Origin of the sequence: Amycolatopsis acididurans, assembly GCF_012328925.1 — a bacterium.
GTDB lineage: Bacteria > Actinomycetota > Actinomycetes > Mycobacteriales > Pseudonocardiaceae > Amycolatopsis_E > Amycolatopsis_E acididurans.
This window is the reverse complement of record NZ_JAAXLS010000005.1, coordinates 55,121-69,793: the sequence shown is the minus strand read 5'-3', so window position 1 is coordinate 69,793 and position 14,673 is coordinate 55,121. Positions and strand designations below refer to the sequence as shown.

Sequence of the window (14,673 nt, the reverse complement as noted above, 5' to 3'; positions counted from 1 at the left end):
GATGTGGAAATCTGGGGACTGCCGGACGTGGACTACTCGGGCCCGCGGTGGATGGTTTTGAACTTCCCACAGTCCATCCACATTCATCCACAGTTGTCCACACAATCTTCCCCAGCTGTGGGTGGGTTTGTGCCCAGGGACGCGCACAGGAGCGGCCGCCGTTTCTTCACTCCTGTGAGCGACCCAGATCTTCTTTCGATGCCTTGTCGTTATTGGGATCACAGGCGAGCAACCTTCGACTACCCCGGTATAGAAGGAAGAAACGCGTCGCGTCGCGGCACTGTCCTAGTTGGACACCGGCGGGCGCGGCGTTGCCCCGCAAAAACAAGAAGGGCGGCACACCGTGGTGTGCCGCCCTGTTGAGAGGAACGGGTGTTACTGACGAGCGCGCTGCTTGATGCGGAACGTCAGCTCCTGCACCTGGTCGTAGATCCGGCGCCGCTCGGCCATTTCCTTGCGGATCTTCTTGTCCGCGTGCATGACCGTCGTGTGGTCGCGGCCGCCGAACGTCTGGCCGATCTTCGGCAGTGACATGTCGGTCAGCTCGCGGCACAGATACATGGCGATCTGCCGCGCCGTCGCGAGCGCCTTCGTTTTCCCGGGGCCGCACAGATCGTCGATCGTCACGTCGAAGAACTCGGCGGTGGTCGCCATGATCGTCGGCGCGCTGATTTCCGGCGCCTGCGAATCGGGGATCAGATCGCGCAACACGATCTCCGCGAGACCGACGTCGACCGGCTGCTGGTTCAGCGACGCGAACGCGGTGACGCGAATCAGCGCGCCCTCGAGTTCACGGATGTTCGCCTCGACACGCGAGGCGATGAACTCCAGCACCTCGCCCGGCACCGCGAGCCGGTCCTGCGCGGCCTTCTTGCGAAGGATCGCGATCCGGGTCTCCAACTCGGGCGGCTGGATGTCGGTGATCAAGCCCCACTCGAACCGCGTGCGCAGCCGGTCCTCCAGTGTTTCCAGCCGCTTGGGCGGCCGGTCGGAGGAGACCACGATCTGCTTGTTCGCGTTGTGCAGCGTGTTGAAGGTATGGAAGAACTCCTCCTGAGTTCCTTCCTTGCCTTCCAGGAACTGGATGTCATCGACGAGCAGGATGTCGATGTCGCGGTAGCGGCGCTGGAACGCGACCTTGCGGTCGTCGCGCAGCGAGTTGATGAAGTCGTTGGTGAATTCCTCGGTCGAGACGTAACGCACGCGCATGCCGGGGAACAGCCGCTGGGCGTAGTGCCCGACCGCGTGCAGCAGATGCGTTTTGCCGAGACCGGATTCGCCCCAGATGAACAGTGGGTTGTACGCGCGCGACGGTGCCTCGGCGACCGCGAACGCCGCGGCGTGCGCGAAGCGGTTGGACGCGCCGATGACGAAGGTGTCGAACGTGTACTTCTCGTTCAGTCGTGTCTTCGAGGTCTGCGGCTGCGCGGGCGCGGTGTAGGGCTGCCCCGCCACCGGCTGGCCGGAGAACATCGGCCAGATCTCGTGGGCGGCGGCGAGCGCGTCGCCTTCCTCATCGACCTCTTCGTCGCCGTCCTCATCGGGCGCGGCCGGCCGCACGGGCTCGGCCTGCACGCGAGTACGGCGCAACGGCGGCAGCAGACCGTCCTCGAGCGGCGGCATCGTGGGCCGCGCGTTCGGCGGCTCGGCCGACGCTCCGTTTTCCACGCCGTCGGGTGACGGGGAGTACTGCGGCACGGGCGGCGGTGGTGGCGCGACCTCGGCGCTGTCGACCTTGACGGCGAGCGAGACGGGCCGGCCGAGCCTGCGGGAGAGCGCGTGGGTGATCGGCTCGCGCAGTGCGCGCTCGATCGCTTCCTTCGCGAAATCGCTCGGTGCGGCGAGCAGGGCGGTGCCGTCGAGCAGGCCGATCGGCCGGGTGACACGCATCCACGCCCGCTGTTGGGGCGACAGTGTGCCGTCGGAAAGCTCCCGGACGACCTGCTCCCAGACAACCCCCAGATTGATCTGGTGTTCGGACACCGACCTAGCTCCCCTCCCCTCGTCGCCCCGGCGACCGTCCGGAATTGTGACGGTCCAAATCACCCTTGCCGGTCGCCCAGCCCACTCCATAGAGCGGCGTTACCGGCTCCCCGTAGTCACCGCGCGCAGCGGCCATCCACAGAGTTGTCCACAACTGTGCACTAATGTACGGCGGCCCGCAGCGCCTCCATCTGCGGGTTGCAACCTACGCCAGTCAGAGCCTCCACACCTTCCGACCGCGGCGCCGAGCACCTCGAACGGGTGACTCAAGAGGAGACACGCTAACAAGCTCCGGCGCTGTCCCACAAGACGCCTGGAGTAGTAAGGATTCCACGGTCTACAGCCTGTCGCCAGTCGATCCTCCGGAGTACAGACCGGGGGCCGGTGTACAAGCGGCCGGGGCGGGTGCGTACTCTCGTAAGGTCTCCCGCTCGTAGGCGGGCAGCTTTGCGTGTCCGCAGTTCGCGGGGAGACCCCAGACCTGACGGTGTCGGCCGCACTGGCCGCCCCGGTATGTCGAGACCAGGAGAAGCAGAGTCGTGAGCAAGGGTAAGCGCACCTTCCAGCCGAACAACCGCCGACGCGCCCGGACGCACGGATTCCGGCTGCGCATGCGCACCCGCGCCGGCCGTGCGATCTTGGCGGCCCGTCGTCGCAAGGGCCGCGAGAAGCTGTCCGCCTGACAACGCAGCATTGCCAGGCGCGCCATGCTGCCCGCGGCCGCACGTCTGCGGCGTAGTGAGGACTTCCGCGAAGTGATGCGCCGGGGGTCCCGCGCGGGGCGGCGTCGCCTGGTGGTGCACGCGTTGCCGGCCTCGAACCCGCCCGCCGGTTCCGTACCGGCACGGGCGGGTTTTGTGGTGAGCAAGGCCGTGGGCAACTCTGTCGTCCGGCACCGGGTCTCCCGACGGCTGCGCCACCTGGTCGCCGCCCGGCTCGGAACTGTTCCCGCCGGAAGCTCGTTGGTGATAAGGGCTCTCCCGCCGGCGGCCAAGGCTTCGAGCGCCGAGCTCGGTGCGGATCTCGACGTCGCGTTGAAGCGGTTGCGCCTGCTCCCGGACCGGCGACAGCCCGGCCCGGCCGAGAACGAGCATGATGGGTCACCGGCGTGAACGAACCCACGAGCGCGGTCGGCGACGAGCCCAGGGAAGTGACCCGGCCGGGCCCGGTCGCCTACGTCTTGCTGCTCCCGCTCCGCTTCTACCGCAAGTTCATCTCTCCCTACCTCCCGCCGAGCTGCCGGTTCTATCCCAGCTGCAGCACGTACGCGGTTGAGGCCCTGACTCGCTTCGGCGCTGCGCGCGGTACCTACCTCGCTGTGCGGCGCCTGTTGCGCTGCGGTCCGTGGACGACACCCGGCCGCGATCCGGTGCCCGAGACCTTCTCCTGGCGCCACACCAGACCTGGCATGTCAACCGAGGAGTAGCTAGTGCTCGACTTCATCTACTACCCCGTGTCCTTCATCCTGTGGTGTTGGCACAAAGTCTTCGGGTTCGTCTTAGGCGACAACAACGCGATCGCCTGGATCCTCGCGATCATGTTCCTGACGTTCACGATCCGCGGCATCATGTTCAAGCCGTTCGTGAACCAGGTCCGGTCGATGAAGAAGATGCAGGACTTCGCGCCGGAACTGAAGAAGGTCCAGAAGAAGTACGCGAACGACCGTCAGCGCCAGGCGCAGGAGATGCAGAAGCTCCAGCGCGAGCACGGCGTCAACCCGCTCGGCAGCTGCCTTCCGATGCTGCTGCAGATCCCGGCGTTCATCGGTCTGAACTGGGTCCTGCGTGCGTTCTCGATCCAGCCGAAGGACGGCAGCCCGAAGACCAACAACTACTTCTTCGACCAGCAGGGCGTGGATTCGTATCTGCACGCCAAGCTGTTCGGCGTCAACATCGGTGACGCGATCCACCACGCGACGGTGCTCGGCGGGACCGGCGGCGGGTGGAACTGGAACGTGGCCCCGGTCGCGATCCCGCTGATGATCCTCGCGAGCATCCTGACCCACCTCACCGCGCGTCACTCGGCGGCCCGGCAGAGCGCGGCTGCGGCCGAGGCGAACCCGCAGACCGCGATGATGCAGAAGCTGACGATGTACGTCTTCCCGCTCGGTGTGCTCGTCTTCGGTGCGTTCTTCCCGATCGGCCTGCTCGTCTACTGGCTGTCGAACAACAGCTGGACCCTGATGCAGCAGCGTCTCGTCTACACGAAGATCGACAAGGAAGAAGAGGCGAAGAAGGCCGCGGCCAAGGAGAAGCGCGACTCGCTCGCCCCGAAGCCGGGTGCGAAGCCGAAGCCGGGCCAGAAGCCGGTGCAGCAGACCAAGGCCACCGACACGCCCACCGACTCGGACACCGAGACCACCGACGAGACCCCGTCGGACACCAAGCAGTCCAACGGCCAGAAGGACAAGGCCGGATCCCCCCATCGCTTCGCGCAGCAAGGACAGCGTCCGCAGAACGGCAGGGCGCAGCAGCGGAAGAAGCCGGCATCCGGGGGCAAGAACTCAGGACAGAAAGGCTCGGGACAGAAGCGTCGCTGACGCCGGTCCCGGGAGAGGAGACGAATGATGTCGGAGACGGTCGAGGCGGTCGAGACCGAACAGCCCAAGGCCGAGGAGAGCACGTCCACGAGCGCCGATCTGCTGGTGCGGGAAGGCGACATCGCCGGGGACTACCTGGAGCGCCTGCTGGACCTCTTGGACTACGACGGTGACATCGACCTTGATGTGGAGGCGGGCCGCGCGGTTGTCAGCATCGACGGCGGTGACGATCTGGAGAAGCTGGTCGGTAGCCGGGGGCAGGTGCTCGAGGCGCTGCAGGAGCTGACCCGGCTCGCGGTGCAGCAGGAGACGGGCACGCGCAGCCGACTGATGCTCGACATCGCCGGATGGCGCGCGGGTCGCCGCGAGGAGCTGCGCGAGCTCGGCCGGTCCACCGCGGAGTCGGTGTTGAAGAGCGGCGAGCGGGTGCGGCTCCAGCCGATGAGCCCGTTCGAGCGCAAGGTCGTGCACGACGCGGTCGCCGCTGTCGACGGCGTGCACAGCGAGAGCGAAGGCGAAGAGCCGAAGCGTCGCGTTGTCGTTATCCCGGACAGCGAAGACTGACAGCCAGAAGACAGAGAACGCCTCGCCGGTTCCGGCGGGGCGTTCTTTTTTTGATCGGTTTCACGTGAAACGGGTCCGCCTCCCCCTCATGATGTTGGCGTCGGGGACAATCGACTTCGGTCGTGGTTTCACGTGAAACGGAGGGCGAGTGGACGTTCCCGAGGTGGCAGCCCAGGTGTTCGGCGACGGGCTGGACGGTGCCGAACGCTATGCCGAGCTGCTGACGCGGCATGGAGTCGAGCGTGGACTGATCGGTCCCCGCGAGATCGACCGGCTGTGGGAGCGTCACATCCTGAACTCCGCCGTGATCGCCGAGCGCGTGCCGCGCGATGCCACCGTGGTGGACGTCGGATCCGGCGCGGGTCTTCCCGGCATTCCGCTGGCGCTCGCCCGGCCCGACCTAGAGATCACCCTCGTCGAGCCCATGGCGCGTCGCGTCGAGTGGTTGGAGGAGGTCGTGGAGGACCTCTCGCTCGGGGTCAGCGTGGTGCGCGGCCGCGCCGAGGAGCGCACGATTCGCAAGAAGCTGGGCGCTGTCGACGTCGTAACGGCACGCGCGGTCGCTCCCCTGGCGCGTTTGGCGGGCTGGTGTCTGCCGCTGCTCCGGGAAGGTGGCATCATGCTTGCATTGAAGGGGGCGAGTGCGCGGGACGAAGTGGCCCGCGACGCGGCCGCCGTCGCCCGCGCCGGCGGTAGCACGCCCACTGTCTCCGAGTGTGGGACCGCTCTTCTCGAGACGCCCACGACAGTTGTGATTGTCGAACGAGTCCGCGCGCAGTCAAAGCGAGCGGGATGAAAAGATGGCCATGTTCCACGTGAAACCGCGCCGCCGCGCGGTTCAAGCGTCGATACCAGAGAGGTGGCTCGGCCGGTGACCCCGCCTTCGTCAGACTGGACCCCCATCGCCGAAGAAGCCGAGCGCGCGGCGCGCGTTCTGCATCCCGAACCCAACATGCTCCCGCGGCCCGACCGTCGGCGGGTGCTGACCGTGGCCAACCAGAAGGGTGGCGTCGGCAAGACCACCAGTGCGGTCAACCTGGCGGCAGCGCTCGCGGTCCACGGACTCAAGACGCTGGTGATCGACCTCGACCCGCAGGGCAACGCGAGCACGGCGCTCAACGTCGACCACCGTTCCGGCACCCCGTCCGTCTACGAGGTGCTTCTCGGTGAGGTGTCCCTCGCGGACGCGGCCGCCGTGTCCGAGCAGTCCCCCAACCTCCTGTGCGTTCCCGCCACGATCGACCTCGCCGGTGCCGAGATCGAACTGGTGGAGATGCCCAACCGGGAGTCCCGCCTCAAGGAGGCACTCTCCTCCGAGGCGATCGATCAGGTCGGCGTCGACTACGTCTTCATCGACTGCCCGCCCTCGCTCGGCCTGCTCACGGTGAACGCGATGGTGGCCGCCCGCGAGGTGCTGATCCCGATCCAGTGCGAGTACTACGCGCTGGAAGGACTCGGTCAGCTCCTCAGCAACATCGACCTCGTGCAGAAGCACCTCAACCCGGGGCTGGCGGTCTCCACGATCCTGCTCACGATGTACGACGGCCGGACCAAGCTGGCCGACCAGGTGACCGCCGAGGTGCGGGGGCACTTCGGCGACACCGTGTTGAAGACGGTCATCCCGCGCAACGTGAAGGTCTCGGAAGCACCCAGCTACGGCCAGACCGTGCTGGCGTACGACCCGGGTTCACGTGGCGCCATGAGTTACGTCGACGCGGCGCGGGAGATCGCCGAACGCGGTAGCACCAACGGATCGAGGAGCGGAACACTATGACCGAGCGCAGAGGGGGACTCGGCCGCGGCCTGGCGGCGCTGATCCCCACCGGACCCACGGTCGCCGAGGGCGCGACGGTGGAGGTGAAGACCGAGACGTCCACGCGCAACGGCGACAAGGACTGGTTCGCGGCCAACAGTTCCGTCCAGCCCCACGGCGGCGAAGTGGCGGGCGCGGTCTATCGCGAGGTCCCCCTCAGCGCGATCAAGCCCAACCCGAAGCAGCCGCGCCAGGTCTTCGACGAGGATGCACTCGCCGAACTCGAACACTCGATCCGCGAGTTCGGGCTCATGCAGCCGATCGTCGTGCGCGAGCTGCCGGGTGACGAGTACGAGCTCGTCATGGGCGAGCGCCGGCTGCGGGCGTCGCAGCAGGCGGAGCTGGAGACGATCCCCGCGATCGTCCGTCAGACCGCCGACGAGGCGATGCTGCGCGACGCATTGCTGGAGAACATCCACCGCGTTCAGCTGAACCCGCTCGAAGAGGCGGCCGCGTATCAGCAGCTGCTCGACGAGTTCGAGGTGACCCATGAGGAGCTCGCCGGACGGATCGGCCGCAGCCGTCCGGTCATCACCAACACCATCCGGCTGCTGAAGCTGCCGCTTCCCGTGCAGCGGCGAGTGGCCGCCGGTGTGCTCTCGGCCGGACACGCCCGCGCTCTCCTGTCGCTGGAGGAGGCGGAGGCGCAGGAAGACCTCGCGGCCCGGATCGTGGCGGAAGGCCTGTCGGTGCGTGCCACGGAGGAGGCGGTCACGCTCAAGAAGAGCGAGGCTCCTGCCAAGCCGAAGGCGCAGCCGCGCAAGGCGATGCAGTCCCCCGGTCTTCAGGATTTGGCCACTCGTCTGTCGGACACCTTCGACACTCGCGTGAAGGTCGATCTCGGTCGTCGCAAGGGCCGCATCGTCGTCGAGTTCGGTTCGGTGGACGACCTGGAGCGAATTGTGTCGCTCATGGCGCCGGAAGCGGCAAATCGGACACCGCTGACCGATGATGAATGACACCAGGTCGTTTCGTCACGGTGATGAATAGCGAAAGGCCCCCTTCGCGGTGAACTGCTCCCCGAAAGCTGGAACTGAATTTTCAGTCCAACTTCCGGGGAGCAGTTCACGGTGCGAAGGGGGCCTTCGAACGTGAGATCAGGCCTCGCGAGCGATGGCGCGGTTGACCAGATCGGCGAACACCTCGCCGAGTGAGGCGCCGGAGGTCTCGATCGCCATCGGGACGGTCGACGTCTCGGTGAGACCGGGCGACGAGTTCACTTCGAGGAACTGGACCGTGCCGTCGGCGGCGACGATCGCGTCCGTGCGTGAGATGTCGCGCAGGCCCAGCAGCCGGTGCGCCGCGACCGCCAGCTCCCCGACCGCCTTCGCCGCCGCCTCCGACAGTCGTGCCGGCGCGAAGAAGTCCGTCAGTCCCGCGGTGTAGCGCGACGTGTAGTCGTAGACGCCGCTCTCCGGAACGATCTCCACGGCAGGCAGCGCCTGCGGCCCACCATCCCGCTCGACGACGGCGACCGCGACCTCGACGCCCTCGATGTACTGCTCGGCCAGAACGGTGTCCCCGTAGGCGAAGCAGGCGACCATCGCCGCGGGAAGCTCGGCCGCGTCACGCACCACCTGCGCGCCCAACGCCGACCCGCCCTGGTCCGGCTTGAGAATCAGCGGCAGCCCGAGATGATCGACGATCGCGTCGAGCACGCCCTGCGCGCCGAGTTCGCGGAAGGTGCTGTGCGGCAGCACCACCCAGTCGGGCGTCGAGTACCCCGCCTGCGCCAGCAGCGCCTTCGCGGTCGGCTTGTCCCAAGCCCGGCGGCAGCCCTGCGAGCTGGTGCCCACGTAGGGCACCTTCAGCATCTCCAACACGGTCTGCACCGAGCCGTTCTCGCCCTCACCACCGTGCAGCGCGACGACCGCGGCGTCCGGGCGCTGATTGCGCAACCGGTCGAGCAGCCCCGCGTCGGTGTCCCATTCCTCGACCGTCAGGCCCTGCCCGCGCAGGGCGGCGGAAAGCCGACGGCCGGAACGCAGGGAGACATCGCGCTCGTGCGAAAGCCCGCCTGCGAGAACTGCGATGGTGGGCAACACCACGCCGTACTCCCTTGAGTGTCTATTGTGGACTCAGGCCGTGTCCGGCGAGGGATTCTCCGGCCCGGAGATCGGTTTCATGCTGACGTTACCGAACGTGCGGACGAGGTCCATTTCGGACTCGAGCACGCCGGCAAGCCGTCGCACACCTTCCTTGATCCGCTCCGGCGTCGGGTAGCAGTAGGACAGGCGCATCTGCCTGCTGCCGAAACCGTCGGCGTAGAAACCGGTGCCGGAGGCGTACGCGACGCGCGCCGTGACCGCCCTGGGCAACATCGCCTTCGTATCGACGCCCTCGGGAACCGTGACCCACACGTAGAAGCCACCGTCGGGATGCGTCCAGGTGCAGCCCGCCGGCATGTGCTGCTCCAGCGCCGAGATCATCGCGTCCCGGCGCTCGCGGTAGTTCTCCTGGAAGGTCTTGATCTGGCCCTTCCAGTCGTGCGTCTCCAGGTAGCGCGAGACGATCATTTGGTTGAGCGATGGCGGGCACAGCGTCGCCGACTCGGCCGCCAGCACCAGCTTCTCGCGCACCGCGTGCGGCGCGAGCACCCAGCCGACCCGCAGCCCGGAGGCGAAGGTCTTGGAGAACGAGCCGAGGTAGACCACGTTCTCCGGATCGAGCGACCGCAGCGCCGGGTAGGTCTGGCCGTCGAAGCCGAGCAGCCCGTACGGGTTGTCCTCGACCACCAGCACGCCGTGCTCACGGCAGATCGCCAGGATCTCGGCGCGACGGCCGGTGGCCAGCGTCACGCCGGCGGGGTTGTGGAAGTTCGGGATCGTGTACAGGAACTTGACGCGCTTACCCGCGCGCTCCGCCTGGTCCAGTGCCGCACGCAGCGCCTCCGGCACGAGCCCGTCGTCGTCCATCGTGACGTGCAGGACCTGCGCCTGGTAGGCGGCGAACGAGCCGAGGGCGCCGACGTAGGACGGGCCTTCGGCGATCACGACGTCCCCGGGGTCGCAGAAGAGCCGAGTGACCATGTCGAGCCCCATCTGGGAGCCCACGGTCACCACGACGTCGTCCGGGTGGGCTGAGATGCCCTCCAGGGCCATGATGTCGCAGATCTGCTCCCGGAGTACCGGAATGCCCTGCGCGGAGCCGTACTGGAGCGCTACGAGCCCTTCTTCGGCGATCAGCTCGCCGACCTGTGCGGAGAGGCTGTCCAACGGCAGCGCCGCGAGGTTCGGCATACCACCCGCCAGCGACACGACCTCCGGCCGGCTGGCTACCGCGAACAACGCTCGGATCTCCGAGGCCGTCATGCCCTCGGTACGCGCGGCGTACCGGGCAAGATGCGGATCGAGGTTGTGGCGACCAGTTCTCTCGGGCGGCAAGGCAGTCATAGCACTTCGCAAGCGTGTCGGCGGGCAGTCAGTCGAGTGTAACCACCCGGTCTTGTGACTTTCCCTGCCTTTCGGCGTGCGTCACATGCGCCTATCCTCAGAAGCGGCTATTAGGCAGTGGCGGTCCGTCGTGCCCGTGAGCCGGTCACACACGCAATTCTGGGAGGTCGGGTGTCGCGTCGCGTCGTGGGCGTCACGCTGGACAACCTGGAACAGCTACCCAAGCACTGTCGGCGTTGCGTCTACTGGGAGCTCGCGCCGCACATGAAGGCGCAGGCGGAGGAGTTCGGGCAGACCGAGGTCGAGAAGGAGGCCTGGGTCTCCAGCGTGCTGCTCGAGTGGGGCTCCTGCGGCCGGCTGATCTACAGCGACACGCTGCCGGTCGGCTTCGTGCTCTACGCGCCGCCGAACGCCGTGCCGAGGGCCAGCGCCTTCCCCACCTCGCCGCCCAGCGCGGACGCCGTGTTGCTGACCGGGTTCCACGTGCTGCCGGAGTTCCGCGGCGGCGGCCTCGGTCGCACGCTGGTGCAGGCCGTGGCGAAGGATCTCACCCGCCGTGGCGTGCGCGCCATCGAAGCCTTCGGCGATGCGAGCCCCGATGACGCGGGCAACGACGTACTGGGCCACACCTGCGTGGTTCCGGCGGACTTCCTGACCGCGGTCGGGTTCAAGACCGTGCGGCCGCATCCGAAGTGGCCGCGGCTGCGCCTGGAACTGCGCTCGGCGATCTCGTGGAAGGCCGACGTCGAGGCCGCGCTGGAACGTCTCCTCGGCCAGGTCACCATCTCGACGGCGGAACCGAGCACCGCCCGCGCCTGAGTTATCCACAGAACTGTGGATGGAATTCGAGGTTGTCCACAGCCTTGTGGGCTGTTCGGGTGGATCATGCTGGTTTCGCCGATTCGGATGCGTTCGTTGAACGACGATCAACCGCTGTGGGGAAACCAGATGGCTTCTACAAGGACGCGCAGGGACGGACGCGGCCGCGTTTCAACAAGAAGGGCGGCGTCGCGGTAGCCGCGACCGCGCTGGCCGGGACGGTCGCTTTCGGGGCGAGCGGCATCGGCGGAGCGGGGGCCGGAGGCGGCACGGCGGCCGACTCCGTCGCAGGTCAGAGCCTGCACACCAAGACCGAGAGCGGCAAGAGCGAGGCGCGCAAAGGACGCTCCGAACAGGCCTGGAGCCGGATGGGCTGGCAGCAGCTCCGTCGCAAGATCGAGCACGCCGCCGAATGCGCCGTCAACTCCTACGGCCAGGTGCGGGAGTTCTTCGTCCGCGACCCGTGTAAGTCCCTCGACCGCACGCTGCTGGCGGTCGCGGACGGGAACGGCAACACGATCGTCGTGTCGATCGCCTGGGTGCGGATGGCCAGTGGAACCGCCGCGCGCAAGCTCACAGACCTCGCGGACACCGATGGCACCGGGAACGTCTCTCCGCTCGGCGCGGCCGCACTCGGCCTGGAGGGCATCCGCTTCACCGGGCGGTACTACAGCTCCGACCGCAGGGGCGCGCTCGCCGTCATCTCCGAAGCCGCCCCGGCCAGTGGGCATCCGGACGGCGAGGAGATGGACGCGGCGACACAGATCGCGGTGCTCCTGCCGCCGCCGTGACTACTCCGCCTTGGCGAGTTCGTGCGCGAGCACGTCGGCGAAGGTGAACGTGCCCGTCGGCTGGTCGCCCTCGCCGAGCAGGTACAGGCGCTTGACCGCGACGAGGATCCCCTCCGCGACCACATCGCGGAACGCCGGATCCGACATCCGCGCGCGGTCGTTCGGGTTCGTCAGGTAGCCGATCTCGATCCGCACCGCCGGGCACCGGGTCAGGCGCAGGATCTCCCACGTCTTCGCGTGCGTGCGGCAGTCCAGCAGGCCCGTCCGGGCGGCCAGCTCACGCTGGATGTAGCCCGCGAGCAGCTCACCCACCGTCGACGTGGTGCCGTAGCCGTTGCCGAAATGGAACGTCGCGACGCCCTGGGCGTGTGGCGAGGAGTTGGCGTCGCAGTGCAGCGACAGGAACAGGTCCGCGCCCGCCTCGTTCGCGAACGCCGCGCGCTGCGCCTCGCTCGGGCCGTGGTCGGGACCCCGCGAGATCAGGGCCTCCATGCCGGTCGCCTTCATCCGGCCTTCGAGCCGGCGCGCCAGGTCCCACACGAGCTCGGACTCGCGCACCCCGGACACCTCGACACCGAGATCACCGCCGCCGTGGCCGGGATCGATGACGATCCGCTTGCCGCGCAACCGCGGCCCGGCCTGCCGGACCTGCTCCTGCTCACGCAGCAGCACCGGTCGGCCGCCGCGCGCACGCGGCGAGAGCTGCCGCAGCGCCCTGACCGTCGCGGGGCCACAAATACCGTCGATCACCAGCCCGTAGTCGCGCTGGAAACTGCGCAGCGCCTTCTCGGTCCGCGACCCGAACAGGCCGTCCGGCCGGCCGGCGTCGTACCCGAGCTCGGTGAGCCGATCCTGCAGCGCGAACACGTCGTCGCCGTGCACGGGCGAGGAGATGAGGAACGCCAGCGGCCTGCTGCCGAGGTGGTAGGTCGCGCCGCGCAGCGTCTGGTAGGTCGCCGGACCCACGACGCCGTCGGTGATCAAACCCCTGCGTTGCTGGAAACCACGGACGGCGCTCTCGACCTCGTGGTCGAAGCCAACCTGGCCGCCCGTCTCGCCGATGGCCTTGAGCAGACCCAATGACACCAGCATCGACCGGATCTCAGCGACGTCTTCTCCGGCGTCACCGCGGCGGAGCACCCGCATGCACTCCTCGCTCTTCCTTGGGCACCGGAGACGAAATCCGATGCGACACAAACTGTCCCGGGCCTTGACCCGGATTCTTATTCTGCCTTGTGGACTCTCTGTGACCACGCAGGGCCGGTCGGTGCGTCACCCGGCCGTTCGTCAGGCAGCAGAAAACCCGGGGGCCGTCCAGTGAAGACGCGCTCCCCCGGGTTCTGGTTGCCTTGCTCAGGCCAGAACGTCGGAAAGGTCCGAGAGCAGGGCCGCCTTGGGCTTGGCGCCCACGATCTGCTTGACCGGCTTGCCGCCCTGGAACAGGATCAGCGTCGGAATCGACATGACCTGGTAGTCACGCGCGGTGCCCGGGTTCTCGTCGATGTCCAGCTTCGCGATCTTGATCTTGTCCTTGTGCTCGGAGGCGATCTCCTCGAGCACCGGCGCGACCATCTTGCACGGCCCGCACCAGGTCGCCCAGAAGTCGACGAGCACCGGCGTCTCGCTGGTCAGCACGTCGTCCGCGAACGAGGAATCGGTCACCTTCACGGTGTCGGACATGTTCTCTCCTTACTTGTGGGAGCTTCGTCAGTTGGCCGGGCCGTAGCCGCCGCCGACCAGTTCCGGTGCGGTTTCGGCGGCTTCGGTCGCGGCGTGCTCGGCGAGCCAGCGCTCGGCGTCGATCGCCGCGGAGCAGCCCGAACCCGCCGCCGTGATGGCCTGCCGGTAGGTGTGGTCGACCAGGTCGCCGGCCGCGAACACGCCGTCGAGGTTGGTGTAGGAGGTGCGGCCCTTGGTGAGCACGTAGCCCTCCGGGTCCAGCTCGACCTGGCCGCGCACCAGCTCGCTGCGCGGGTCGTGGCCGATCGCGACGAAGAAGCCCGTCACGTCCAGCGTCGACTCCTCGCCGGTGACGGTGTCGCGCAGCTTGACGCCCTCGACCTTGCCGTCGCCGAGCACCTCGGTGACCTGCTTGTTCAGCGCCCAGCGGATCTTCTCGTTCGCGCGGGCCCGCTCGACCATGATCTTCGAGGCACGGAACTCCTCGCGCCGGTGAATGATCGTGACCGACTTGGCGAACTTGGTGAGGAACGTCGCCTCCTCCATCGCCGAGTCGCCGCCGCCGATCACCGCGATGTCGTGCTCGCGGAAGAAGAACCCGTCACACGTCGCACAGGACGACACGCCGCGGCCGAGCAGCTCCTGCTCACCCGGCACGCGCAGGTACCGGGGCGCGGCGCCCATCGCCAGTACGACCGCCTTCGCGGCATAGCGGACACCGTTGGCGGTGACGTACTTGACGGGGCCGGTCAGCTCGACCTGCTCCACGTCCTCGGCCCGCAGCTCGGCGCCGAAGCGTTCCGCCTGCTTGCGCATCTCGTCCATCAGATCCGGGCCCTGGATGCCGTCCCGGAAACCCGGGTAGTTCTCCACCTCGGTGGTGGTCATCAGCGCACCACCGAACTGCGAACCCTCGAACACCAGCGGTTCGAGCTGCGCGCGCGCGGCATAGACCGCCGCCGTGTATCCGGCCGGTCCGGACCCCACGATGATCAGGTTCCGAACGTCCTCTGCAGCCACCCGTGACCTCCGCTCGTCGTGACCTGCGTACCAGGCTCAACACGATCGTAAGGTCAGGTGTTCCCGGCGGTG

Annotated in this window: 16 protein-coding genes; 10 read left to right on the top strand and 6 right to left on the bottom strand. The window is 67.8% G+C overall.

Features of this window, described 5'->3' with window-relative positions; translation table 11 throughout:
- Positions 1–375: 375 nt before the first annotated feature.
- The gene (gene dnaA / locus HFP15_RS10420) at positions 376–1,983 is read right to left on the bottom strand and encodes a chromosomal replication initiator protein DnaA (RefSeq protein ID WP_168514105.1); all 1,608 of its coding nucleotides are present in this window, start codon (positions 1,981–1,983) and stop codon (positions 376–378) included.
- A gap of 539 nt (positions 1,984–2,522) precedes the next feature.
- Here dnaA and rpmH point away from each other — a divergent pair.
- From rpmH to HFP15_RS10380, 8 genes are all read left to right on the top strand, one after another.
- Complete coding sequence (rpmH, locus tag HFP15_RS10415; RefSeq protein WP_027941633.1) at positions 2,523–2,666, top strand: 50S ribosomal protein L34; 144 nt, start codon at positions 2,523–2,525, stop codon at positions 2,664–2,666.
- Between the two features lie 24 nt (positions 2,667–2,690).
- On the top strand, positions 2,691–3,095 hold the full coding sequence (rnpA, locus tag HFP15_RS10410; RefSeq protein WP_168514103.1) for a ribonuclease P protein component: 405 nt from the start codon (positions 2,691–2,693) through the stop codon (positions 3,093–3,095).
- On the top strand, positions 3,092–3,409 hold the full coding sequence (gene yidD / locus HFP15_RS10405) for a membrane protein insertion efficiency factor YidD (RefSeq protein ID WP_168514101.1): 318 nt from the start codon (positions 3,092–3,094) through the stop codon (positions 3,407–3,409). The genes rnpA and yidD overlap by 4 nt, the downstream gene beginning before the upstream one ends.
- A gap of 3 nt (positions 3,410–3,412) precedes the next feature.
- A complete protein-coding gene (gene yidC / locus HFP15_RS10400) occupies positions 3,413–4,522 on the top strand; it encodes a membrane protein insertase YidC (RefSeq protein ID WP_168514099.1) in 1,110 nt (369 codons plus the stop codon).
- A 27-nt stretch (positions 4,523–4,549) separates the two neighbouring features.
- A complete protein-coding gene (locus HFP15_RS10395) occupies positions 4,550–5,086 on the top strand; it encodes a Jag family protein (protein ID WP_168514097.1) in 537 nt (178 codons plus the stop codon).
- A gap of 148 nt (positions 5,087–5,234) precedes the next feature.
- Positions 5,235–5,882 carry a 16S rRNA (guanine(527)-N(7))-methyltransferase RsmG gene (gene rsmG, locus HFP15_RS10390; RefSeq protein WP_168514095.1) on the top strand — a complete coding sequence of 216 codons (648 nt, stop codon included), beginning with the start codon at positions 5,235–5,237 and terminating at the stop codon, positions 5,880–5,882.
- Positions 5,883–5,957: 75 nt separating this feature from the next.
- Entirely contained in the window at positions 5,958–6,860 is a 903-nt protein-coding gene (locus HFP15_RS10385; RefSeq protein ID WP_312871526.1) for a ParA family protein, read from the top strand.
- On the top strand, positions 6,857–7,858 hold the full coding sequence (locus HFP15_RS10380) for a ParB/RepB/Spo0J family partition protein (protein WP_168514091.1): 1,002 nt from the start codon (positions 6,857–6,859) through the stop codon (positions 7,856–7,858). Before HFP15_RS10385 ends, HFP15_RS10380 begins: the two co-directional genes overlap by 4 nt.
- Before the next feature lie 138 nt (positions 7,859–7,996).
- Here the strand turns inward: HFP15_RS10380 and HFP15_RS10375 are convergent, their stop codons facing one another.
- Together HFP15_RS10375 and HFP15_RS10370 are read right to left on the bottom strand one after the other, a co-directional pair.
- Positions 7,997–8,947 carry a D-alanine--D-alanine ligase family protein gene (locus HFP15_RS10375; protein WP_168514089.1) on the bottom strand — a complete coding sequence of 317 codons (951 nt, stop codon included), beginning with the start codon at positions 8,945–8,947 and terminating at the stop codon, positions 7,997–7,999.
- A 30-nt stretch (positions 8,948–8,977) separates the two neighbouring features.
- Entirely contained in the window at positions 8,978–10,291 is a 1,314-nt protein-coding gene (locus tag HFP15_RS10370) for an aminotransferase-like domain-containing protein (RefSeq protein ID WP_168514087.1), read from the bottom strand.
- Positions 10,292–10,462: 171 nt separating this feature from the next.
- Between HFP15_RS10370 and HFP15_RS10365 the strand changes: the two genes are divergently transcribed.
- Together HFP15_RS10365 and HFP15_RS42685 are read left to right on the top strand one after the other, a co-directional pair.
- Positions 10,463–11,110: a GNAT family N-acetyltransferase gene (locus tag HFP15_RS10365; protein WP_312871525.1), complete on the top strand. Its 648-nt coding sequence runs from the start codon at positions 10,463–10,465 to the stop codon at positions 11,108–11,110.
- A gap of 116 nt (positions 11,111–11,226) precedes the next feature.
- Entirely contained in the window at positions 11,227–11,901 is a 675-nt protein-coding gene (locus HFP15_RS42685; protein ID WP_168514085.1) for a hypothetical protein, read from the top strand.
- Here HFP15_RS42685 and HFP15_RS10355 read toward each other — a convergent pair whose 3' ends face one another.
- From HFP15_RS10355 to trxB, 3 genes are all read right to left on the bottom strand, one after another.
- Positions 11,902–13,047 (bottom strand): N-acetylmuramoyl-L-alanine amidase, encoded by a 1,146-nt coding sequence (locus HFP15_RS10355; protein ID WP_168514083.1) that lies wholly within the window; start codon positions 13,045–13,047, stop codon positions 11,902–11,904.
- A 207-nt stretch (positions 13,048–13,254) separates the two neighbouring features.
- The gene (gene trxA / locus HFP15_RS10350; protein WP_168514081.1) at positions 13,255–13,581 is read right to left on the bottom strand and encodes a thioredoxin; all 327 of its coding nucleotides are present in this window, start codon (positions 13,579–13,581) and stop codon (positions 13,255–13,257) included.
- A gap of 27 nt (positions 13,582–13,608) precedes the next feature.
- The gene (gene trxB / locus HFP15_RS10345; protein ID WP_168514079.1) at positions 13,609–14,601 is read right to left on the bottom strand and encodes a thioredoxin-disulfide reductase; all 993 of its coding nucleotides are present in this window, start codon (positions 14,599–14,601) and stop codon (positions 13,609–13,611) included.
- Positions 14,602–14,673 lie beyond the last annotated feature (72 nt).

Excerpts from the sequence above, each read along its gene's own strand:
- HFP15_RS10355 (WP_168514083.1), bottom strand. The coding sequence starts at position 13,047 with ATGCGGGTGCTCCGCCGCGGTGACGCCGGAGAAGACGTCGCTGAGATC.
- trxA (WP_168514081.1), bottom strand. The coding sequence starts at position 13,581 with ATGTCCGACACCGTGAAGGTGACCGATTCCTCGTTCGCGGACGACGTG.
- HFP15_RS10370 (WP_168514087.1), bottom strand. The coding sequence starts at position 10,291 with ATGACTGCCTTGCCGCCCGAGAGAACTGGTCGCCACAACCTCGATCCG.
- rnpA (WP_168514103.1), top strand. The coding sequence starts at position 2,691 with ATGCTGCCCGCGGCCGCACGTCTGCGGCGTAGTGAGGACTTCCGCGAA.
- HFP15_RS10395 (WP_168514097.1), top strand. The coding sequence starts at position 4,550 with ATGTCGGAGACGGTCGAGGCGGTCGAGACCGAACAGCCCAAGGCCGAG.
- HFP15_RS10380 (WP_168514091.1), top strand. The coding sequence starts at position 6,857 with ATGACCGAGCGCAGAGGGGGACTCGGCCGCGGCCTGGCGGCGCTGATC.